Genomic DNA, 21,830 nt, shown 5'->3' with positions numbered 1-21,830 from the left:
GCGTTTGCCATAGACTTGTCTCTGGTTTGTTATACCTTTGTTATAACAAACCAGAGACAAGTCTATGTTACAGGTCATTCGTAAAATCGGTAATTCACAGGGTATTCTCCTGCCTCGAACGGTTCTGCAACAGGCAGGCATTGAAGGTGCTGTTGACATTGAAATAACCGAAGGAGCGCTTATCCTGCGTGCTGTCAAAAAACACCCAAGGGATGGCTGGGAGCAGGTTTTTGACGAAGCAATCAAAGCCGGAGATCAGCCCGAAGGCGATCTGTTTGATGGCACACCAAACCAGTTTGACCAAACTGAGTGGACATGGTAATCGAGCGGTTTGACGTTTGGCTGGTTTCATTAGATCCGACCCAGGGCAGCGAGATTGCCAAAACACGTCCTTGTTTGATTATATCCCCGGATGCGATTAACCAACGGCTCAATACCGTGATAGTAGCGCCCCTAACCAGCACACAAAAGCGTTATCCTACCCGAGTCAACTGCCATTTCTCCGGTCAGGCTGGTCAGGTAGCTTTAGATCAGATCCGCACGGTTGATAAAGTTCGATTGGTAAAACACATCGGTAGCTTAGACGACGCGGTATGCCATCAGGTGTGCCAGACGCTGGTTGCCATCTTTACGTACTAAAAAGAAAAACGGCGTTGTTTTCCAACAGGATAACCCATTGAAAAACAACGCCGTCGCCAATTGAATTACCCTACATATACGCTTCGTCGCGCCCACGCCGGAGCTTCACGATGCCCAGTTTATTCATCAATAAAATCAGCGGATAAGCCGGGTCGAATTCGTGCCAGCGGAAACCGCCGAAGTTAGCCCGACCGCCGTAGCGGTGGTGGTTGTTGTGGTAGGATTCGCCCATCATCAGAAAGTCGAACGGCAGCAGGTTTTTGGCCGTATCGTCCACTTTGAAGTTGATGTAGCCGTAGCGGTGGGCGCACCAGTTGATGATGGCACCATGCACCGGGCCCATGAAAAAATGGAATGGCAGCAGCAGAAACAGCCAGGGTGAGGTGGCAAACTGGATGTAGAACAGCACATAGAACGTTCCCCAGGCCACCCGAACCGGCCAGCGATCCCCGAACCATTCCATCCACGGCCAGTTGGGCACGCCCTTTTTGAACTTCGCCGGAACGGTGTCGCGGTTATTCAGGATGTCGTTGTAAAACTGCCGGGTCTTCCACATCATATCCATCATGCTCTTGGAATATTTCGGCGAATGCGGGTCTTCTTCCGTATCGGCGTAGGCGTGGTGAAGCCGGTGCATAATACCGTATGCGCGTGGACTCAAAAACGACGATCCCTGGCTAATGAACGTCACAACGTAAAAAAACTTCTCCCAGCCCTTGCTCATCGTGAACATCTGGTGGGCGGCATAGCGGTGGAGAAAGAGGGTCTGCATCAGGACCGACAGGTACCAATGCGCGAGAAAAAAAGCGAGAATGATCATTCGAAACAAGATTCTGGTGTAATGCGCCAAAAGTAGTTCCTGCCACTAAGCGCGGGCCTAACACGGGTCAGCCGACCGGATGAGTTTTGTCAGCCCGCCTGGTTTACCTGAATTCTATCACCCCCCTGCCTGACGAACCTCATACGTTGCCCACCGGATAAGCCGCACTTTTGACCCGGCAAACGCTCACGAATATGAACATTATCTTCTTCATGATTGGCATTAGTCTGCTACTGGCACTGGGGTTTTTCGGGGCTTTCCTGTGGTCTATGAAAACCGGCCAGCAGGATGACCTGTACACCCCCTCGATGCGGATGCTGCTCGACGACAACGAACCAACTACTACCTCCTCCATAGATACCCCGCATAACAGCTCGTTACCACTATGAATGTCTCGCAAAAACCGCCTGTTACGATTTCGCCTGAACACCCCCGACCGGGGAACGGAGCCGCTCCCGCCGTGGAACGCTTCGAGTATGACAACCGCATTGTCCGGGATTTCGCCGTTGCCACCATCATCTGGGGCGTCGTCGGCATGTTGGTCGGAGTGCTGATTGCCAGCCAGTTGTTCGCTCCGGCGGCCAACCTCGGCAACCAGTATACGACCTTCGGACGGATTCGGCCGCTGCACACCAATGCGGTTATTTTCGCCTTCGTCGGCAATGCCATCTTTATGGGGGTGTATTACTCTTTGCAACGGCTTTGCAAAGCCCGGATGTTCAGCGATTTGCTCAGTAAAATCCACTTCTGGGGCTGGCAGGCCATCATCGTAGCCGCGGCCATTACGCTGCCGCTGGGTCTGACCACCTCCCACGAATACGCAGAACTCGAATGGCCGATCGACATTGCCATTACGCTGATCTGGGTGGTTTTCGGGATCAACATGTTCGGCACGATCATCAAACGCCGGGAGCGCCACCTGTATGTCGCCATCTGGTTTTACATCGCCACGTTTGTAACGGTTGCCGTCCTGCACATCGTCAACTCATACCAGATGCCGGTGAGTCTGTTCAAAAGTTATTACGTCTACGCCGGGGTGCAGGATGCGCTCGTGCAGTGGTGGTATGGTCACAATGCGGTAGCATTTTTCCTGACCACGCCGTTTTTGGGGCTGATGTATTACTTCCTGCCCAAGATGGCAAACCGCCCGGTTTACTCCTACAAGCTGTCGATTCTGCACTTCTGGGCGCTGATTTTCATCTACATCTGGGCCGGTCCCCACCACCTGCTCTATTCATCGCTGCCCGACTGGGCGCAATCGCTGGGGGTGGTTTTCTCCATCATGCTCATTGCCCCGTCCTGGGGTGGGATGATCAACGGGTTGCTGACTTTGCGCGGAGCCTGGGACAAGGTTCGGGAAGATACCATCCTGAAATTCATGGTCGTCGGGATTACCGCCTACGGGATGGCCACCTTCGAAGGGCCATTGCTATCGCTCAAGAATGTCAACGCCATTGCGCACTTTACCGACTGGATCGTGGCCCACGTACACGTCGGGGCTCTGGGCTGGAACGGTTTTCTGACCTTCGCGATCCTGTACTGGCTGATTCCGCGCATGTACAAAACGCCCTTGTATTCCAAAAAACTGCTGAGCATCCACTTCTGGATCGGCACGCTCGGAATCCTGTTCTACGCCATTCCGATGTACATTTCAGGCTTCACACAGGGCATGATGTGGAAGGAGTTCACACCCGAAGGCACCCTGCGTTACCCGAACTTCCTGGAAACCACCATTCAACTGCTGCCCATGCACCAGATGCGGGCGCTGGGCGGTACGTTCTACCTGCTGGGTGCAATTCTGATGGCCTATAACCTGTTCAAAACGATGGCAGCCGGGCAACTGGTGGTCAACGAAACCGCCGAAGCACCTGCCCTGGAGCAAGCCTATGTGCCGACGGGAACCGATACCTACTGGCACCGCTGGCTGGAGCGCAAGCCCATTCCGCTGCTGGTTGCCTCGCTGGTGGTGATTCTGATCGGATCGATGGTGGAATTGATTCCGACGTTTATGGTGGAGTCCAATGTGCCGACCATTTCGGCCGTACAACCCTACAGCGCCCTCGAAGTGCAGGGCCGCGACCTCTACATCCGCGAGGGTTGCGTCAACTGCCACAGCCAGATGGTCCGGCCTTTCCGCAGCGAAACCGAACGTTACGGGGAGTATTCCAAAGCGGGCGAATTTGTGTATGACCACCCGTTCCTGTGGGGTAGCAAACGAACCGGGCCAGATCTGCACCGCGAAGGCGGCAAATACCCCGACTCCTGGCATTACCACCACATGCGTGACCCAACGTCGATGTCGCCGGGGTCAATCATGCCGGCTTATCCGTGGCTGCTGGACCAGAAACTCGACATTTCGAATACGTCGGATAAGCTGAGAATACTGGAAAAAGTGGGCGTTCCCTACGACGACGCCACAATCAGCTACGCCAACGAAGATTTGCAAAAACAGGCCCAGGAGGTCAGCGACCGCCTGGCGAAAGACGGGATCAAAGTCGACGCCGACCGCGAGATCATCGCCCTGATTGCCTACCTCCAACGGCTCGGCACGGACATCAAGAAAATGGAAAACGCAACCAAATGAGTGAAGAGTTAAAAATTAAGAGTTAAAAGTTAAAAATAGGCTGACTCACATTAACTCATCACTCTTAATTCTTAACTCATAACTCTTCCCTCCCAAGATCATGTTCAAGCAATTCATCTCCAAAATTCCCGGCGCGGACGTCTATATGGTCGGCTCGTTTGTCACCTTCCTCGCCTTTTTCATTCTCGTTGGCCTGTATCTGGTTTTGGTGGATAAAACGTACATCCGCCAGATGAGCCGGATGCCCCTCGATGAATCGTCAACCGATTAACCATTCCTCTTTCCATGAATTCATTCATTTTACTCAATGGTGGCCTGCTGGGCCAGGAACCGGCAAAATCCATCTGGGACATTTCATCCGGTCAGGATCTGTTGCTGGTTACCGTCGCCCTTTTTCTGCTGGTGGGCATGGTAGCCGTCGGAGCGGTAGCGCTGAACCTGGTGTTCCTCCTCAAAAAAATAATAGAACCCGACGCCCAACCCGTTGCCAAACCGGCCGATACGCGCTCCTGGTGGCAACGTATGGCGGGATTGCACGAACTGAATCAGGAAAAAAACCTGACGATGGAACATGCCTACGACGGCATTGCCGAACTCGATAACCCAACGCCCCCGTGGTTTATGGGGTTGTTTTATGGAACCATTGTGGCGGGTGTCATCTACCTGCTCGTCTACCACGTCTTCAACCCGGGCGACATCATGGTGCAGGAATATACCCAGGAAATGGCCATCGCCGATAAACAACGGGAGGATTACATCAAAAAAGTGGCCGGTTCCATCAACGAAAATACCGTTACGGTCTTGAAAGATGCGAAAGGGATCGACGCGGGCAAAGCGCTGTTCACCCAAAACTGCGTGGCCTGCCACGGTGCCAATGCAGAGGGGAAAGTAGGGCCAAACCTGACCGATGCCTACTGGCTGCATGGCGGTGACGTCAAGGCGGTTTTCCACATCATTACAGAAGGTGTTCCCGAAAAAGGGATGATGTCCTGGAAAAAACAACTGAATCCGCTCCAGGTGCAGCAAGTGGCCAGTTATATCCTGTCGCTGCAAGGCACGAACCCCGCCGGAGCGAAAGAACCGCAGGGCGAAAAAGTGGCCACCGGCGAACCCGTTGCAACCCGCTAACTCAACACTCCTATGAAATCCAACGTAGCACTTCCCCCCTCCGATTTCCGCGATACGCTGCCCACAGCCGATGCCTCCGGCGGTCGGCGGTGGTTGTATCCGCGTGAAACCACCGGCCGGTTTACCCGCTGGCGGACGGTGGTGGCAGTGGTGCTGCTGATCGTGTTGTTTGCCGGGCCTTTTGTGTGGATCGACGGGCATCCGTTGTTCCTGTTCAACGTGCTCGAACGCCGGTTTATCTTTTTCGGCGTACCGTTCTGGCCGCAGGATTTTTACCTGGTTGCGTTTGGGTTGATTGCCTTCATCGTGTTTGTGGCGCTGTTCACGGTCGTCTATGGTCGGGTGTGGTGCGGCTGGGCGTGTCCGCAGACGATTTTTATGGAAATGGTTTTCCGGAAAATCGAAGGCTGGATCGAGGGCGATTTTAACGCCCGGAAACGGCTGGATGCCAGCCCCTGGACAACCGAAAAAGTGGTCAAAAAAGGCCTGAAACACGGCGTTTTCTTCCTGATTTCGTTCGCCATCAGCAACACTTTTCTGGCCTACATCATTGGCCGTGACCAGTGGCTGACCCTCATCACCGACAACCCGGCACAGCACCTCGCCGGTCTGTCGGCCATTGTCATCTTTACGGGCGTATTTTACCTCGTTTTTGCCTGGCTGCGCGAAATCGTCTGCACGACCATCTGCCCGTACGGAAGGCTGCAAGGCGTTTTGCTGGACAAAAACTCCCTGATCGTCGCCTACGACTACATCCGGGGAGAACCGCGCGGGAAAAGAGTTAAGACCGAGCCGCCGGGCGGTGAAGAGTTAAGAGTTAAGAATGATGAGTTAAGAGTTAAGAATGATGAGTTAAGAGTTAAGAATTTAAAATCGGATCATCCCGAGGCCCAGCCTTCACTCATAACTCTTAACTCTTCACTCTTAACTCCTAAAGCTCCGAAGGGCGATTGCATTGACTGTAAGCTTTGTGTGCAGGTCTGTCCGATGGGAATCGACATTCGGAACGGGACGCAACTGGAATGCATCAACTGCACGCTCTGCATCGACGTCTGTGACAGTGTCATGGACAAAATCGAACTGCCCCAGGGGCTGATCCGCATGGATTCGCAGGCCAATATTGAACAGGGAAAACCGTTCCGGTTTACCGCCCGGATTCTGGCCTACAGTGGCGTGTTGCTCGTTCTGTTGGGAATCATCGGTTTTCTGCTCGTCAGCCGGCCGGTGATGGACGTGACGGTTTTGCGGGCACCGGGGCAGTTGTACCAGCGCGAAACAGGCGGTAAGGTATCGAACCTGTATCTGGTGGAAGTGATCAACAAGACCTACCGGACCTTGCCGGTTCAATTCCGCCTAAGCCGAACGGATGCCAAACTGCGCTTCGTACAGCCGCTGTCGTCGGTGCCGGCCGGGGAGCTAACCAAGGGAATGTTCTTCATCGATCTACCGGAGAAAACCATCCGGCAAAACAGCACGCCACTTCACATCGACGTGCTGGCCGGTAACGAAGTTGTCGACCAGATCGAAACGACGTTTTTGGGACCTGTAAAATAATGATAGAATGAGTGAATGATAGAATGAATGAATGAATGAATGGGTATTGCCCGAACTTCCTTCAATCGTCAGCTCTTTTTTATTCACTCATTCTATCATTCACTCATTCTATCATTGAATCCATGAACTGGGGAAAAGCCATCGTACTCGTTTACATCCTATTTGCCGGATTTATCGGCACCCTGGTGTATCTCATGTGCCGCCAACGGGTCGATCTGGTGCGCGATGATTATTACCAAACCGAAATCGCCTTTCAACAACAGATTGACCGGGTAGCCCGAACCGCCAAACTGGCAGAATCGCCGACCATTCACTTCGATGCCTCCCGGCAGGTGGTCGAACTGACGCGATCGGAAGCGGGTTCAACCAGTGGCAAACTGACCTTTTACCGCCCTTCGGATCGCCGACAGGATCGGAGTGTTGCCTTGCAGCCCGGCCAAACCACGGTTTCGACCGCCAAACTGGCGTCCGGTTTCTGGCGTGTGCAACTGAACTGGCTGGAAAACGGGCAGGAATATTACAGCGAACAAACCGTAACCATTCCGTAACGTGCAGAATGTCTGGATCATCGCAGCCCTGACCACGGGTTTAGTCGGCAGCCTGCACTGCGTCGGCATGTGCGGACCGCTGGCGATGGCCTTGCCCGTCGGACGATTGCCCCGTTCACAACGGGTGCTGGCGATGGGACTGTATCATGTGGGGAGAATTACCGCCTATTCCGGACTGGGGTTGCTGGTCGGCACCATCGGTCAGGGGCTGTTGCTGGCCGGTTTGCAGCGATCGGTGTCAATCGCTGGCGGTCTGTTTCTGCTGATCTGGGTTCTGTTCCAGCACGGAAAACTGACCGGTTTGTCTCTGAATGGGGGACGAAGCTGGGTGACCAAACCGATGTCTCGGTTTTTGCAAAGCCCTAATTTAAAGACATTTACTGGATTGGGCTTTCTGAACGGTTTATTGCCCTGCGGTTTTTTGTACGTCGCCCTGACCGGAGCCATCACAACCGGAAGCGCGGCAACCGGCGCATTCTACATGGCGTTGTTCGGCCTGGGAACGGTGCCGGCTTTGCTGCTGGTCCGGTTTGTCCCGACGTTTTTTCCCGTAAACCTGCGACGCCGGTTTACGGTCTTGATGCCGGTCATCACGATTGCCCTGGCCTTTCTCTTACTGGTTCGGGGTTTCTATCCTTCCACTGTCATTGACCAGACGGGCCACGAAGTTCCGATTTGCCACGGGAAGGGAGTTAAGAATTAAAAGTGAAGAGTTAAAAATTAAGAGTTAAAAGTAGGCTGACGCCTTCAACGGCGCAGTCCCATTCTAACTCTTAATTTTTAACTCTTCACTCTTAACTGTTTAATACCGGTACAGATCCGATTTGTAGGGGCCTTCGGTCGTTACACCGATGTATTCCGCCTGCTCCTGATCCAGTTTTTCCAGTTTTGCGCCTACGTGATCGAGGTGCAAAGCCGCTACTTTTTCGTCGAGGTGTTTCGGCAGAATGTAGACCTTGTTTTCATATTTGTCCGAATTGGCCCACAGTTCCAATTGCGCCAGCGTCTGGTTCGAGAACGAGCAGGACATCACAAACGACGGGTGACCCATCGCAACGCCCAGATTCACCAGACGGCCTTCGGCCAGCACGATGATTTCTTTGCCATCAATTTCATACAGATCGACCTGCGGTTTGATCTGGCTCTTCGAATGACCGTAGTTTGCATTCAACCACGCCATATCGATTTCGTTGTCGAAGTGACCGATGTTACAAACCACCGCCTTGTCGCGCATCGTCTTGAAGTGACGGTCTTTCACGATGTTGATGTTACCCGTTGCGGTTACGAAAATATTGGCGCGGGTCGCAGCCTCGTCCATCGTGACCACTTCATAACCGTCCATCGCGGCTTGCAGCGCACAAATCGGGTCGATTTCCGTCACCAGCACGCGGCAACCGGCACCACGGAGTGATTCGGCAGAACCTTTTCCTACGTCACCATAGCCGGCGACAACCGCTACTTTACCAGCCAGCATCAAATCGGTTCCCCGACGGATGGCATCCACCAGCGACTCGCGGCAGCCGTATTTGTTATCGAATTTCGATTTGGTAACCGAGTCGTTGACGTTGATGGCGGGCAAATGCAGCGTCCCGTTTTTCATGCGCTCATACAAGCGGTGAACGCCCGTCGTCGTTTCTTCCGACAAGCCTTTGATGTTGGCAATCAGTTCCGGATAGAGGTCGAAAACCATGTTGGTCAGGTCACCACCATCGTCCAGAATCATGTTCAGCGGTTTCCGCTCTTCGCCAAAAAACAACGTCTGCTCGATACACCAGTTAAATTCTTCTTCGTTCATACCTTTCCAGGCATACACCGAAATACCGGCAGCGGCAATCGCGGCTGCAGCATGGTCCTGCGTCGAGAAGATATTACACGATGACCAGGTCACTTCGGCACCCAGCTCAACCAGGGTTTCGATCAGAACGGCGGTCTGGATCGTCATGTGCAGACAACCGGCAATGTAGGCACCAGCGAGGGGTTTCGACGGTCCGAACTCTTTGCGGAGGGACATCAAACCCGGCATTTCGGCTTCGGCCAACCGGATTTCCTTGCGGCCCCATTCGGCCAGCGCGATGTCTTTAACTTTGTACGGAACGTACGTGGATGTTTCTGTAGACATAAAAAGGGAGTAATTAATGCTTGATGATTTTTAAGAAAAAAGAAGTAAGACAAGAGAATAGAGACAAAATGTCAATCGGTGAAGTCTGTCTTTATTCTCTTGTCTCACTTCTATCGTCTCTATTTATTTTAAGGTAGCAACCGCGTCTTTAATGCGTTGTACGGCTTCGGTCAGGGCTTCGTCGGAGGCTGCCGTTGAAATCCGCAGACCGTAGGGAGCACCAAAACCTGAGCCGGCCACGGTTGCCACATAAGCCGTATTGAGCAACCAGGCGGCAAAATCGTCCGAGTCGTTGATGGTCGTTGTTCCGTCCGATTTGCCGTAATAGTAGCTGATGTCGGGGAACGCGTAGAAAGCGCCTTCCGGCACGTTCACTTTAAAACCGGGAATTTCTTTCAGCAGTTTGACCACCAGATCCCGGCGACGTTCGTAGGCTTTCGACATTTCACGCGTCGGTTCCATCGGGCCGTTCAGGGCGGCCAGGGTAGCCCGCTGCGAGATCGAACCGGTTCCGGAAGTGACCTGTCCCTGCAATTTTTCCACGCCGTCGGCGATCCATTTGGCCGCTCCGATGTAACCAATCCGCCAGCCTGTCATCGCAAAACCTTTCGCGACGCCGTTAACGGTAACGACGCGGTCTTTGATTTCGGGAATGGAACCGATGCTGAAATGGCCTTTATCCGTAAAATTGATGTGTTCGTAGATTTCGTCGGCCAGCACAATCACGTTTTCGTGCCGGGCCACCACGTCGGCGATGGCGCGCAGTTCGTCTTCGCTATACACCGAACCGGTCGGGTTGTTGGGCGATGCATACATCACGATTTTGGTGCGATCCGTAATGGCTGCTTCCAGTTGATCCGCCGTTACTTTGAAGTCATTATCAAAAGCCCCTTCGAGGATAATCGACTTTCCTTCAGCGAGTTTCACCATTTCGGAATAGCTTACCCAATAGGGAGCCAGAATGATCACCTCGTCGCCGGGGTTCACCAGCACCTGAATGACGTTCGCCAGCGAGTGTTTGGCACCCGTCGAAACCACGATATTTTCCGGTTTCCAGTCAATATTATTTTCCCGTTTAAACTTATCTGCAATGGCTTTCCGCAGATCGGCATAACCCGCTACGGGCGAATAACCGTGGTAGCCTTCGTCGATGGCTTGTTTGGCGGCTTCGCAAATGTGTTTCGGCGTCTTGAAATCAGGTTCTCCAACGCTGAGACTGATTACTTTGTGGCCCTGAGCGGCCAGTTCGCGGGCTTTTTTGGTCATCGCCAATGTTGACGACTCCTCCAGCGCGATGATGCGGTCTGCCAATAAACTGACAGTTTCTACCGATGCAGACATGAGATATGAGGTGATTGATTCAATAAACGGGCCTATTCAACCTGACTTTGCGTCCCGGACTGCGTATCCCGGGCACAAAATTACTAACTATCTAACGATAAGTGCGTAAAATTTGAATTTTTATAGTTATCGGGCAGAAAATTGGAGTCACTGCATTTCCGGTTTTTATCCAATTATCCGAAAATCATCCGCATCGCGGTTGGCCGGAAACCGCTCGCGGTAGACGCTTAATTCGTCGAGTGAGAGGGTGGTTTGGAACACCGTTTCGGTCTGGTTTTGCCGGAAAAGCACCTCGCCTTTCGGATCGATCAGGCTTGAATCACCCGCGTAGGCATGTCCGTTTCCATCTTCACCAACGCGGTTCACACCCGCCACATACGCCAGATTTTCGATGGCGCGGGCTTGCAGCAGGGCATTCCAGGCGGTGCTGCGGGCGGCAGGCCAGTTGGCCACATACAGTAACAGGTCGTATTCCAACCCGGCATTCCGGCTCCAGACCGGAAACCGGAGGTCGTAGCAAATCAGCGGGCAAATGTTCCAGCCGCGCCAGGATTTCACCAGTCGCTTCGTGCCACCGGCATAGGTCTGCTCCTCCCCCGCCATTCGGAACAAATGCCGTTTGTCGTAGACATCGAACGAACCGTCGGGTTCCATCCAGATCAGGCGGTTGTAGAACTGGCCCTTTTCCTGCACAATGTAACTTCCCGTCACCACGGCGTCGGTCTGGGCCGCCATCTGTTTGAGCCAGCGGAACGTCGTCAGGTTCATCGGTTCAGCCAGGGCTTTGGCGTTCATCGAAAAACCGGTCGTAAACATTTCCGGCAACACAATGAGGTCGGTTTTTTCGGGCAGCGCGAAGATTTTCTCTTCGAGCATCGCCCGGTTGGCCGTCGGATTTTCCCAGTGGAGGCTGGTTTGCAGCAGGGTGAGGTGCATAAAGGGAGGAAGGGAATAAAGGGGAGAGAGGAGGAAGGGGGGAAGGAAGAGAGAAGGAATTTGACAGCGGAATGCGGCTTTTCCTTCCTCCTCTCTTCCTTTACTCCCCTTCCTCCTCTCTCCCTCTTTACTTCGGAAACTTCATTTTATAATCCGCTTTCACGTTGCCGCGCGTGATGTCGGCCAGTTTTTTCTTCATCAACTGGCGTTTCAACGGCGGCAGGTAATCCGTAAACAGTTTGCCTTCGAGGTGGTCGTATTCGTGCTGGATGATGCGGGCGGCCATGCCGTCATATTCTTCGATGTGTTCGTTCCAGTCGGTATCGAAATACTGAATTTTGACGAATTCGGGCCGAAAAACCTCCCCCCGGATTTGCGGAATGCTCAGACAGCCTTCCTCAAAACCCCATTCGTCGCCGTCTTCTTCCAGAATCTGCGGATTAATAAAAACCTTCTTGAAACCCATCAGGCTGGGGTCCTTGTCTTCTTCCGGTTCGTCTTCGTTCAGGGCCGTTCCATCGACCACAAAAATGCGGATGCTTTTGCCGACCTGCGGAGCCGCCAGCCCGATGCCGGATGCGTTATACATCGTCTCGAACAGGTCTTCACTGAGTTTTTTGACATCGGTAGTCCCTTTGTCGATGTTCTGCGCCCGTTTCCGCAAAACGGAATCACCGTAAGCTATTATTGGGTAAATCATCACCTTTTGGATTCCATAAAGGATTGTAAAATAATTACTGCACTCACTTTGTCGATATTGCCTTTGACGCGCCGGTCTTTTTTGCTGACGCCACTGGCAATCATGGATTGTAAGGCCATCGCCGACGTAAACCGCTCGTCGTGCCAATGCACCGGAATGTCCGGAAAAGCCGCTTTGAGTCTGCCGACGAAGCCCTTCACCCGGGGCGTATTGTCCGTATCCGATCCGTCCAGGCGCGTGGGCATTCCCACCACAAACGCTTCGACCGGTTCGGTGGTAACATACCGTTTCAGGTAGTCCAGCAACTGATGCGTCGGAACGGTTTCCAGCGCCGTTGCGATAATCTGCAACGGGTCGGTAACCGACAAACCGGTACGCTTCGTTCCGTAATCAATAGCCAGTAATCGGGGCAAAGTAACTTTTGTTAAATGAATTGCAAATATACGGAAATCCGAACGGGGGTGTTTATATTGACCGCAAATCCTTCGTTGAACCGATGCCAAAGATGAATTTTTGTCCCCAATGCGGTAGTTCGCTTACGCCCGGTTTTGCCGGAGGACGCGAACGGCTCGTGTGTTCAGCCGCCTGTGGTTACATTTTCTGGAACAATCCGCTGCCGGTCGTGGGTGCCATTGTCGAGTACGACAACGATACCGTCATCCTGATTCAAAACCGGGGCTGGCCGGCCGAATGGTTTGGTTTGGTAACGGGTTTTCTGGAACCGGGTGAGGAACCGGATCAGGCGGTTTTGCGGGAAATTAAAGAGGAAATCGGTCTGGATGCCGAAATTGTGGAGCGACTGGGTGTCTACACCTTTTACCAGCGCAACGAAATCATCATCACCTACCACGTCCGGGCGTGGGGCACGATTCAAATTGACGAAGAAGAACTTCAGGATTATAAACTGGTACCCATTTCGGAACTAAAACCGTGGCCTTTCGGAACCGGCCCGGCGGTGAAGGACTGGCTGGAAAAACGAAAGGAACCGTCTTGAACCGGGATTCCGCAGCTTAAAAATGGATTGATAAGGTTGCTACCATTTGCCCCAAAGATTCGTCCCATACAGTACCGCGATCTCCTCCCGATCTTTTTTGAACTGCGCAAAGCTGCCCGGACCATCCAGGTTCAATTTTTCCCCATCACAATAATATTGATGCTGATTGGTGGAACTGGCTAGGCCGTTTTGCACTTCAATTACCTCTTTGTCTTTGTAGCGGTACAACACAATTCCATTGATCAATGGGCCTCCCAGAAATAGTTTAAACTGGTCATTCAGCCATTTCAAATTGTTGATCGGATCCTTGACGCCACACACCTCCAACTGCCTATTGGCGACTCCTTCTAGCTCAGCATCTTTATCACAGGCCGTCAGGATGACAAATAGCAGCAGGGACAGATAATAGGTATATTTTTTCATCAGCACATGAAGGGCTTGTTCCTTTGCAAGACCCTGAAAAGCATCCGGAAGTTGGAAACGGCAAACGCAAAGAAACAACAGTAGTACGAATCAACCCGGTCTTGCCCCATCGGGGCTCAACAGCGCAGCGTCGGTAGCCCAACGTAATGGTTATTTTTCCCGCGTGCCGATAGGTTCGCGACTGGCTGTTTGATGGGAATCGTTGCGTGCCTCACGGCACGCGGGAGCGCTGGGAGAATCGTCGTTGCTACCGACGCTGCGCTGTTGAGCCCCGATGGGGCAAGACCGGGTCGATTCGTTGAAGTATAGATTTAGGCTGAACCGCTGACAGGGTTTTCAACCGCTGTCAGGGTTCGGGGGGCGCATATTTCACGATATCGATTCCAATCCCGTTGGGGTCGACGATGGCGAAATGGCGGTCGCCCCAGGGTTCGTCGCGGAGTTCGATTTCAATCGGCACGTTCAACGATTGGATGTGTTCGTATTCCGCATCGACATCATCCACTTCAATCGTCAGATAGACGCCTTCACCGGTAAAGGGTTTCTGGAAAACCGGTCGCTGCGACGGGTGGTTCGGTTGCAGAAAACTAAGTTCGGCCTGCTGATTGGGCGTGTGCAGCAGCAGATAAAAATCATTTTCAAACGTGATGCCGAAGTTCAGGACGGTCTGGTAAAACGCTTTGGTTTCGGCCAGTTTGGCGGTAATAATGCCTGCGTTCAGTTTCATAACGGTGCGGCTTTAATGGATTCCCAGATAGATTTGCGTCACATTATTGGCCGGATTTTCAAAATCCATGTGGACATACACCTCCCGGTTGACGGCACTCAGCCGGTGTCCTTCCTGCAACAAACCGCCCACTAATGGTCCGTAGGTGGCAGCCAGGCTGTCCCAACTGCCAGGGTGTTCGGCAAAACCGCTGTTGAACGAATCCAGCTTTTTAAACGCCATACCATCAGCCGGTTCACCCTCAGCCGACTGAACGGGCAGCACAATATCCAGGCCGAAAACCGTGTCCGGTTTGCCATCTACGCCGGTATATTGCCAGCAAATCGGCCCGGTGATTTCGAGATCGAGTCGGACGGCTTCGCGGTACAGTTGCCGGGCCACGGTCCGGACGAAGGGGGTTAAACCCGCCAGGGTGGTTCGGGTTGAAAAAGCCAGGGTGGTGAGCGGTTTCGCTTCTTTGAGTTGCATCGGAGTGGTGTTTGATAGAAGATGCAACAAAGTAAAAACCCGGTTGTGACAGCCGTATGTCAGCAGGCTTGCGGTATTTTCAGGAATTGACGCGTTCCGACAAATAATGCGCCTGCACTTCCTGCGCCAGTTCTTTCATGGTTTCGTGCAGCGCATCGGGCGATTCTACCGCCACCCACTGGCCGAACATCAGCAGCCAGCGACCCACTTCCCGCACACACTGGGTCATGAACTTCATCCGAACCCATCTCCCGGCGTCCTCCTCTTCCGAGACGTAGCCGTAGTGGTACTTCATTTCCTGAATATGCCGCACCACTTTTTTGTCAAACCGCACCACCACCTCCTCCAGATGCTGCGTTTGCTGGATTTTTTCGAGGTAGGCCGTCAGCGTAAGTCGGTTTTGACTCGAATAGGTATGGCCGGTATGGTTCAGTTGCCGGATTCGGTCGACCCGAAAATCGCGGTAGTCCTGTCGAAGACGGCAAAACGCAATGAGGTGCCAGCCCGCTCCGTAGTGATACAAGCCCACGGGTTCCACTTCCCGGTCCGTCGTTTCGTCCTTGTAAGCCGACCGGTAATCCAGTTGCAAAACCTGCTGCTGCCCAATGGCCCGCTGAATATCAACCAGCAGGGCATCCGAAAACGGGGGCGTCGTGGGGCGTTTGGCCACCTGAACGCGCGGTTCCAGGTCTTCCAGGTGTTCCTGGTCCTTGCGTTTCAGCACCGATTTGATCTTGTACAAAGCCGATTCAAACTCCGCCCGGATCGATTCATCCGCAAATTTTTCAATCACTTTGGCCCCAAACAGCAGCGCACTGGCTTCTTCGCGGGTGAGCATCACTGGCGGCAGGTGGTAATCTTCCAGAAAATAGCCAATTCCGGCTTCGGCGCCAATCGGCACGCCCGCTTCCTCCAGCGAACGAATGTCCCGGTAAATCGTCCGCAAGCTGGTGCCGAAGCGTTTGGCCAGTTCCTGCGCTTTGACAACGCGTTTGGTCTGGAGGTGAATCAGAATGGCGGTCAGGCGGTCGATGCGGTTCATTTCGGGGCGTGGTTTTCTGCAAAGGTAACCAGCCTGCGGTTTCAGGGGCAATCCGATCGGTTTGTTTCCGGTAAACATTTTTTTGAAAGCCGCGTGGGGGTAGGGCGCGGGATGGCGGTCATAGGAGCAGATTCGGGAGAACAGAACCCGGTTTTATCAAATTCATATCGCACAACAGTAAACACACATAAAAAGGAACGATTACCATGAAAAAATTACTCGTACTAGCCACCTCCTTATTTTGTTTTGCCTTACAGGCCTATTCGCAGGATGCGGATTCACTGCGGACCGGATTGAAGGAAGCCCGGCAAAACCGGTATCCCATCCGCCCCGCCCAGATCGGCTTTGTGCCGCCCCTGAGCACCAACGGACTCGACAACGCCCTGTTCAGCAACCGGTTTTCGTTGAATTTGCTCGGCGGTTATGCCGCGGCCTTAGACGGCATCGAATTCAGCGGTTTGTTCAGTCTGGAGAAAGATTATGTGAAAGGCGCGCAGTTTTCGGGTATTCTGAATGGCGTTCGTAATGAAGTCGATGGTGCGCAATTCGGGGGAATTGTCAACGCCGTGGGCGGCCCGCTCTACGGGGTTCAATTCGGCGGCATTGTCAACGTCGTCGGAAAAAGCGTGAAAGGCGCGCAGTTTGCCGGGATTGCCAACCTCTCCGGGGCGCAACTGACCGGCGCGCAGTTTGGCGGCATCGCCAATATCACGAAGGGAAATGTCAAAGGCGCACAGGTGGCCGGTATCGCGAACGTCGCGGAATCGGTCGAAGGCTTGCAGATCGCGGGCATTGCCAATGTGGCGAAACGCGTGAAAGGCACCCAGATCGGGCTGATCAACGTGGCCGAAAACGTCGATGGCGCGCAGATCGGTTTGCTGAATCTTTCCAAAAACGGCTACCACCGCTTCGAAATCTGGGCGGGTGACGCCCTGCACGCCAACATCGGCTTCAAAATGGGCGGAAACCGCAAGTTTTACAACATCTTCGCCCTCGGAGCCGCCTGGCCCGAAAACGACAACGTCCGCTGGAACACCCTCCGTTGGGGTTATGGCTACGGGATTGGCACCAACCAGTTTATCGGCAAACGCAACCAGATCAGCATCGAAGCCCTGAGCTACCAGATTCAGGAAGAAGGCAACCACTGGGAAGATCTCAACTTACTGAATCAGGCCCGGGTGAGCTTCATTTTACCGATTCATAACCGCATTGCCGTCACCGTAACGCCCACCTTCAATGTGCAGGTAACGAAATTTGAAACCGGTGAAGGAACCGGAACGGAATGGGTCAAATGGGAAGTATATGACAAGACGTTCAGCCGCCGGTGGTCGGACGAAGAAGTCCGGGTTCGGATGTGGCCGGGGCTCAATGTCGGGATTCAATTTTAGCGCACACTGTTGTAGCAAACCACCCACCAGTAGGGATCAATCGAATCGGTTGGAAGCCAGGTTGCTTTCAACCGATCCTGTTTTTCAGCCTTTACTTTACCACCGATTAACCAAAACACTTTCAACGACAACTTTACATTTAACGAATTTGGGGATTGTATTCGATAAATTTTACTCAATTTAGAGACCGACCAACCCGAGGTGCTGGAAGTTCTGCATCGGGATAATTTTGACAAGTTTGTGGGAATAGAGTAGAATATTTGAAGAAACTTCATCAATTTTACAACACCGTGAACGGTGACGTTCAGCACTTTGTAGTATTTCTAAATGCCCTGTTTCGTTTAAACCGGACCCAACATCCGGGCAAGCTAATGGATAATAAGTTTATTGAAAAAGCGTCTGGTGCCATTGCCGATAAATACCGGTTGCAAATTTTGCTGGCCCTTTCCGAAAAAGGAAGTTTGAACAATTCGGATATTCAGGAAATGACCGGACTGTCGCAACCCTGCGTTTCACACCACGTTAAAACGCTCATCGACAGCGGACTCGTCAACTCCCACAAAGAAGGACGCAACCAGAACCTGAGTTTAAATAAAGAAGGATTGAAGGACTTGTCGGGCTTCCTGACGAAGCTGACTTAAAAAATTTCCCCTAATACATTCAAACTTTTAAATGTATGGATGCGTTATTCTCCCGAACCAAGACATCCATTGCTATGCATAATTTACTTTTTTCCCCCGTTCAACTCGGTACGCTAACGCTCACCAACCGAATCGCCATGGCTCCGATGACCCGCAGCCGGGCTTATAACAACATCCCCAACGAACTGATTGCCAACTATTACGGCCAACGGGCTTCGGCGGGTTTAATCATTTCCGAAGGTGTTTCGCCTTCCCCCAACGGTCTGGGTTACGCCCGGATTCCGGGTATTTTCAGTGCCGAACAAGTGGCGGGCTGGAAACTCACGACACAAGCTGTTCACGAGAAAGGCGGCCATATTTTTGTGCAATTGATGCACACCGGCCGCATCGGCCATCCACTCAACTTGCCAGCCGGAGCCGAGGTGATTGCCCCGTCGGCAATTGCGGCCGACGGCCCGATGTGGACCGATCAGGAAGGGATGCAGACCAACGCCCAGCCCCGCGAGCTGACCACCGACGAAGTGAAGCAAACGATTCAGGAATTTGTTCAGGCGGCTAAAAACGCCGTGGAAGCCGGTTTCGACGGTATCGAGTTACACGGTGCCAATGGCTATCTGATCGAGCAGTTCTTAAATCCGAACAGCAACCAGCGCACCGATGAATACGGCGGCAGCGTCGAAAACCGCGCCCGTTTTGCCCTGGAAATTGCCGAACAATCGGCGCAGGCCATTGGAAAAGATCGCGTTGGCATCCGGTTTTCGCCCTACGGAGTGTTCAACGACATGCCGAACTACCCGGAAATCGACGAAACCTACACCTACCTGGCCGAAAAACTGAACGACCTGGGTATCGTTTACCTCCACGTCATCAATACCGCAGCCCCGGAAGGAGCCGAAACCACCGTTCCGCTGCTCAAAACCATTCGGGAAAAATTCAGCAATACGCTGATTCTGAACAGCAAATATACCGCTGAACGCGCCGAAGAAGACTTGCAAAACGGCCTGGGCGACCTGGTTGCGTTTGGGTATCCGTTCATTGCGAACCCGGATCTGGTCGAACGGTTGAGCACCGGTGCCGAACTGGCCCAGGCCGACCCCGCAACGTTTTATGCCGGTGGCGAAAAAGGGTTTATCGACTACCCCGCGCTGGTCGAAGCGCAGGTGTGATATAGACAAGAGAGGATAGACAAGAGAGTAAAGAGTCTCACTTCTCTTGTCTATCCTCTCTTGTCTATTTTTTCACCTGCCGATCGGCGAAGTCCAGAAATTGCTCCCAATCATATCGCTTGACGTCATGCTCGCCCGCGCGGATGTGGTAGCGAACCGTCTCGCCGACGGGGGTGTGAACGGGCGGCCAATCATTGGTACCAATGCCTTTTTTGCCGTATAGTTTGTAAACCGGATCGGTTTGGCGGGCGCTCATAAATTCGCCTTTCGGATCGGCCCACTGATCGCCTTGCGCACTGGCAACGTAAAGCGGACGGGGCGCGATCAGGGCCAGGAGCTGGTGCTGATCGAACGGCAGGGCTTCGGGCCGGTTGTTGTAAGTCTGGTATTGCGGACAAAACCAGTGCGGAAAACTCGTGTTAAGCCGCAGAATGGTTTCTCCAAAAACGCGCTTCGATAAAGCCGCTCCGCCTTCGCCGGATTCGTTGGCAATAACGGCTGCAAACCGCGTATCCTGCGCGCCCGCCCACAAAGCGGCTTTTCCCTGGCGCGAATGCCCCAGCGCAATCGCCCGTCTGGCATCCACCAGGCCGTCGGTTTCCAGGTAATCGAGCATCCGGCTCATGCCCCACGCCCAGACCCCAATCGCCTGCCAGTCGTCGCTTTTCTGTGCCGTCGGTGGTCCCAATACGGAACGAATACCGGTTTTCCAGCCCTCCGGATGATCCGGTTCCAGATCGCCGTAATAGGCCGTTGCCACACTGTAGCCCTTCGAAATGATGAGTTCCAATGGCCAGCGGGATTGCTGAACACCCCGCGCGGCTTCCGTCGCCCGGTTGTTGATGACTTTCCCATCGGGCCGGTTGGGTAACCAGCGCGTAGAGAGGGCAATACCGGGTTCGGTGCTGATGCTGTGATTTCCCATGTAATTGAACCCGACAAAAACCGGCGGTTTTTTCACACTTTTGGGCACAAACAGCAGAATATCCAGCGACGGCAGATTGGGGTATTCCGTCCAGATGATGGAAATCTGTTTGCGAATCGCCGTTCCGCCGAGCGCGGAGGAATCCACCGATTTTACTTCATACCGGGCTGCCAGTCGGCGTTCGGGCGTTACGCCGTAGACCTGCGTAGCAAATTGTTTCAACAAGACCGGTCGTTGACTTTCCCACTGGCGAGCGGTTGTGATGCGCTTCCCGGACTGTGTGACGAGGGGATCGGGCAAGGTGTAAGGCGGTATTTTGGTTTCGTCGTAGTTGGGTTCAGGCGCCTGCGCATACAGGGTGACCTGATGGCATAGAAGTCCTGAAAGCAGGAGGAATCTGACAAACGAAGTCTGCATGGCGTTCAATACCGTTGAAACCGGTCATTTCCTAAAGGCTTTTCCAGTTTTGTTTTACTCCGCTGACCGCTGATCAAGATTTGCAATCCTGACCAGCCTAACCAACTGCCCGCTCTTTCCCGCTCGTTATTTACCCCAACCCACTTGTTACCGACTCCGGCTAGCCGACCGAACAGCGGCAATCTACCTTTGTTGCACTTACCTACCAAAACAACAAAGAACCAATGAATCTCACCAAAATCAGCGCTCTGGCGCTCTGTAGTATCCTGATCAGTTTGTCATCGTGCGAAAACCAGCAGCTTGAACCTTCGGCGCCCCGCCAGTCGAACACGGGCCAGTCGGCTGAATCCAACACACTGGGGATGGACGACATCATCGTATCGGTAGCAAAAAAACACACCCTCGTGAAACAAGGCAACGCTACCTTGTCGTATGATGCAAACGGGAAATTGGTGAAAGTCATGGAAGGCAACCGCACGACCACGTATGCCTACAGCCCCGGAAAAGTTACGACGCTAACGCTGGTAGCGGGTAAGAAAACACAGGATGGTACCTATTTTCTAGATGCAAACGGCCGCTGTACGCATTCCGAAGTGCCGGATTATTCCGTCGTGGATGGCATCCCACACATTACCATGAACTCGTTTAAATACGATTACGACGCCAAGGGCCGATTGATCAACCGCTACCATTCCATTTATCCCAACATGCGCGTAGAATTTGCCTACAACGCTGACGGTGATCTGACTGAGGTAAAGCGATTCAACAACCCCAATGATGTGATCCAGAAGAATATCTATGAATACCAGTTTGCGGGTTCATCCATCCTGACCGACAATAACCGTCTCAATGCGGTTGGCGTGTTCAACCTGGATCCCTACCTGCGTATTTTTGGCAAAACCAGTAAACACCTGATGCAACGTCTGAAAACGATTCAAACCGTGTATGGTGGTACGACGACCGATTACCGGTTTACTTATATCCTCAATGCCGACGGGTACGTAACGACCAGCAAAAAATACAGCCTATCGAACGGAGCCCTGCTTCAGGTATCGCCGTACGAATATGTGGTGTCAAATCTAACCGTATCGCTTTAATCCGATCACCGGCAACAGCCATTACTAACCCATCCTCTTAAACGAAACATGAGTCATCCCGAATTTTGAGTTAAGGCAAAATCGACCATAAGCGCGTTGGTGATGGCTAAGCGTAATCTGTAAATCGGCACTGAAGCAGTTCGGTGCCGATTTCCCGTTCTGGGCACCCACTG

Annotated in this window: 25 protein-coding genes; 14 read left to right on the top strand and 11 right to left on the bottom strand. The window is 53.0% G+C overall.

The annotated features are described in order from the left end of the window. The first annotated feature begins 64 nt into the window (after positions 1–64). Both DUE52_RS24745 and DUE52_RS24740 read left to right on the top strand, forming a co-directional pair. Positions 65–322, top strand: a complete 258-nt coding sequence (locus DUE52_RS24745) for an AbrB/MazE/SpoVT family DNA-binding domain-containing protein (RefSeq protein WP_114408760.1) — start codon at positions 65–67, stop codon at positions 320–322. Further along, positions 316–639 carry a type II toxin-antitoxin system PemK/MazF family toxin gene (locus DUE52_RS24740; protein WP_170315709.1) on the top strand — a complete coding sequence of 108 codons (324 nt, stop codon included), beginning with the start codon at positions 316–318 and terminating at the stop codon, positions 637–639. The genes DUE52_RS24745 and DUE52_RS24740 overlap by 7 nt, the downstream gene beginning before the upstream one ends. A 70-nt stretch (positions 640–709) precedes the next feature. Here DUE52_RS24740 and DUE52_RS24735 read toward each other — a convergent pair whose 3' ends face one another. After that, positions 710–1,459, bottom strand: coding sequence for an acyl-CoA desaturase (locus DUE52_RS24735; protein ID WP_114408758.1), 750 nt, complete (start codon positions 1,457–1,459; stop codon positions 710–712). A 194-nt stretch (positions 1,460–1,653) separates the two neighbouring features. Between DUE52_RS24735 and ccoS the strand changes: the two genes are divergently transcribed. The 7 genes from ccoS (at position 1,654) to DUE52_RS24705 (ending at position 7,976) form a co-directional block, all read left to right on the top strand. Further along, positions 1,654–1,848, top strand: a complete 195-nt coding sequence (gene ccoS, locus DUE52_RS24730; RefSeq protein ID WP_114408757.1) for a cbb3-type cytochrome oxidase assembly protein CcoS — start codon at positions 1,654–1,656, stop codon at positions 1,846–1,848. After that, positions 1,845–4,043, top strand: coding sequence for a cytochrome-c oxidase, cbb3-type subunit I (ccoN, locus tag DUE52_RS24725; RefSeq protein ID WP_114408756.1), 2,199 nt, complete (start codon positions 1,845–1,847; stop codon positions 4,041–4,043). The genes ccoS and ccoN overlap by 4 nt, the downstream gene beginning before the upstream one ends. Positions 4,044–4,143: 100 nt before the next feature. Then, the gene (locus DUE52_RS32515; RefSeq protein WP_165841025.1) at positions 4,144–4,314 is read left to right on the top strand and encodes a hypothetical protein; all 171 of its coding nucleotides are present in this window, start codon (positions 4,144–4,146) and stop codon (positions 4,312–4,314) included. A gap of 14 nt (positions 4,315–4,328) precedes the next feature. Continuing rightward, on the top strand, positions 4,329–5,171 hold the full coding sequence (locus tag DUE52_RS24720; protein WP_114408755.1) for a cbb3-type cytochrome c oxidase N-terminal domain-containing protein: 843 nt from the start codon (positions 4,329–4,331) through the stop codon (positions 5,169–5,171). 12 nt (positions 5,172–5,183) lie between these two features. Beyond that, entirely contained in the window at positions 5,184–6,725 is a 1,542-nt protein-coding gene (locus tag DUE52_RS24715; protein ID WP_114408754.1) for a 4Fe-4S dicluster domain-containing protein, read from the top strand. A 122-nt stretch (positions 6,726–6,847) separates the two neighbouring features. Beyond that, positions 6,848–7,273, top strand: a complete 426-nt coding sequence (locus DUE52_RS24710; protein WP_114408753.1) for a FixH family protein — start codon at positions 6,848–6,850, stop codon at positions 7,271–7,273. A gap of 1 nt (position 7,274) precedes the next feature. Next, positions 7,275–7,976: a sulfite exporter TauE/SafE family protein gene (locus DUE52_RS24705; protein ID WP_114408752.1), complete on the top strand. Its 702-nt coding sequence runs from the start codon at positions 7,275–7,277 to the stop codon at positions 7,974–7,976. Between the two features lie 99 nt (positions 7,977–8,075). Here DUE52_RS24705 and ahcY read toward each other — a convergent pair whose 3' ends face one another. From ahcY to ruvX, 5 genes are all read right to left on the bottom strand, one after another. After that, positions 8,076–9,392, bottom strand: a complete 1,317-nt coding sequence (ahcY, locus tag DUE52_RS24700; protein ID WP_114408751.1) for an adenosylhomocysteinase — start codon at positions 9,390–9,392, stop codon at positions 8,076–8,078. A 123-nt stretch (positions 9,393–9,515) separates the two neighbouring features. Then, complete coding sequence (locus tag DUE52_RS24695) at positions 9,516–10,733, bottom strand: pyridoxal phosphate-dependent aminotransferase (RefSeq protein ID WP_114408750.1); 1,218 nt, start codon at positions 10,731–10,733, stop codon at positions 9,516–9,518. Between the two features lie 165 nt (positions 10,734–10,898). Beyond that, a complete protein-coding gene (locus tag DUE52_RS24690) occupies positions 10,899–11,669 on the bottom strand; it encodes an amidohydrolase (RefSeq protein WP_114408749.1) in 771 nt (256 codons plus the stop codon). A gap of 127 nt (positions 11,670–11,796) precedes the next feature. Further along, positions 11,797–12,369 (bottom strand): peptide deformylase, encoded by a 573-nt coding sequence (gene def / locus DUE52_RS24685; protein ID WP_114408748.1) that lies wholly within the window; start codon positions 12,367–12,369, stop codon positions 11,797–11,799. After that, complete coding sequence (gene ruvX, locus DUE52_RS24680; protein WP_114408747.1) at positions 12,369–12,782, bottom strand: Holliday junction resolvase RuvX; 414 nt, start codon at positions 12,780–12,782, stop codon at positions 12,369–12,371. The genes def and ruvX overlap by 1 nt, the downstream gene beginning before the upstream one ends. A 92-nt stretch (positions 12,783–12,874) precedes the next feature. Here ruvX and DUE52_RS24675 point away from each other — a divergent pair, with 92 nt between their 5' ends. After that, positions 12,875–13,363 (top strand): NUDIX domain-containing protein, encoded by a 489-nt coding sequence (locus DUE52_RS24675; RefSeq protein ID WP_229312294.1) that lies wholly within the window; start codon positions 12,875–12,877, stop codon positions 13,361–13,363. Between the two features lie 39 nt (positions 13,364–13,402). Here DUE52_RS24675 and DUE52_RS24670 read toward each other — a convergent pair whose 3' ends face one another. The 4 genes from DUE52_RS24670 to DUE52_RS24655 form a co-directional block, all read right to left on the bottom strand. Further along, entirely contained in the window at positions 13,403–13,786 is a 384-nt protein-coding gene (locus DUE52_RS24670) for a hypothetical protein (RefSeq protein WP_114408746.1), read from the bottom strand. Between the two features lie 346 nt (positions 13,787–14,132). Beyond that, positions 14,133–14,513 carry a VOC family protein gene (locus DUE52_RS24665; protein ID WP_114408745.1) on the bottom strand — a complete coding sequence of 127 codons (381 nt, stop codon included), beginning with the start codon at positions 14,511–14,513 and terminating at the stop codon, positions 14,133–14,135. Positions 14,514–14,525: 12 nt separating this feature from the next. Beyond that, the gene (locus DUE52_RS24660) at positions 14,526–14,981 is read right to left on the bottom strand and encodes a GyrI-like domain-containing protein (RefSeq protein ID WP_114408744.1); all 456 of its coding nucleotides are present in this window, start codon (positions 14,979–14,981) and stop codon (positions 14,526–14,528) included. A 79-nt stretch (positions 14,982–15,060) separates the two neighbouring features. After that, the gene (locus tag DUE52_RS24655; RefSeq protein WP_114408860.1) at positions 15,061–16,023 is read right to left on the bottom strand and encodes a helix-turn-helix transcriptional regulator; all 963 of its coding nucleotides are present in this window, start codon (positions 16,021–16,023) and stop codon (positions 15,061–15,063) included. A 206-nt stretch (positions 16,024–16,229) separates the two neighbouring features. Here DUE52_RS24655 and DUE52_RS24650 point away from each other — a divergent pair, with 206 nt between their 5' ends. The 3 genes from DUE52_RS24650 (at position 16,230) to DUE52_RS24640 (ending at position 19,218) form a co-directional block, all read left to right on the top strand. Continuing rightward, positions 16,230–17,411, top strand: coding sequence for an LA_2272 family surface repeat-containing protein (locus DUE52_RS24650; protein ID WP_114408743.1), 1,182 nt, complete (start codon positions 16,230–16,232; stop codon positions 17,409–17,411). A gap of 371 nt (positions 17,412–17,782) precedes the next feature. Further along, on the top strand, positions 17,783–18,052 hold the full coding sequence (locus DUE52_RS24645) for an ArsR/SmtB family transcription factor (protein WP_114408859.1): 270 nt from the start codon (positions 17,783–17,785) through the stop codon (positions 18,050–18,052). 74 nt (positions 18,053–18,126) lie between these two features. Then, positions 18,127–19,218 carry an alkene reductase gene (locus DUE52_RS24640; protein WP_114408742.1) on the top strand — a complete coding sequence of 364 codons (1,092 nt, stop codon included), beginning with the start codon at positions 18,127–18,129 and terminating at the stop codon, positions 19,216–19,218. Between the two features lie 64 nt (positions 19,219–19,282). Here DUE52_RS24640 and DUE52_RS24635 read toward each other — a convergent pair whose 3' ends face one another. After that, positions 19,283–20,560: an alpha/beta hydrolase family protein gene (locus tag DUE52_RS24635; protein WP_165841024.1), complete on the bottom strand. Its 1,278-nt coding sequence runs from the start codon at positions 20,558–20,560 to the stop codon at positions 19,283–19,285. A 224-nt stretch (positions 20,561–20,784) separates the two neighbouring features. Here DUE52_RS24635 and DUE52_RS24630 point away from each other — a divergent pair, with 224 nt between their 5' ends. After that, complete coding sequence (locus tag DUE52_RS24630) at positions 20,785–21,657, top strand: DUF4595 domain-containing protein (RefSeq protein WP_114408741.1); 873 nt, start codon at positions 20,785–20,787, stop codon at positions 21,655–21,657. Positions 21,658–21,830 lie beyond the last annotated feature (173 nt).

The organism is Larkinella punicea, from assembly GCF_003334855.1.
Lineage (GTDB): Bacteria > Bacteroidota > Bacteroidia > Cytophagales > Spirosomataceae > Larkinella > Larkinella punicea.
Note: the sequence above shows the minus strand (reverse complement) of the source record. Positions and strands in the feature narration are given on the sequence as shown.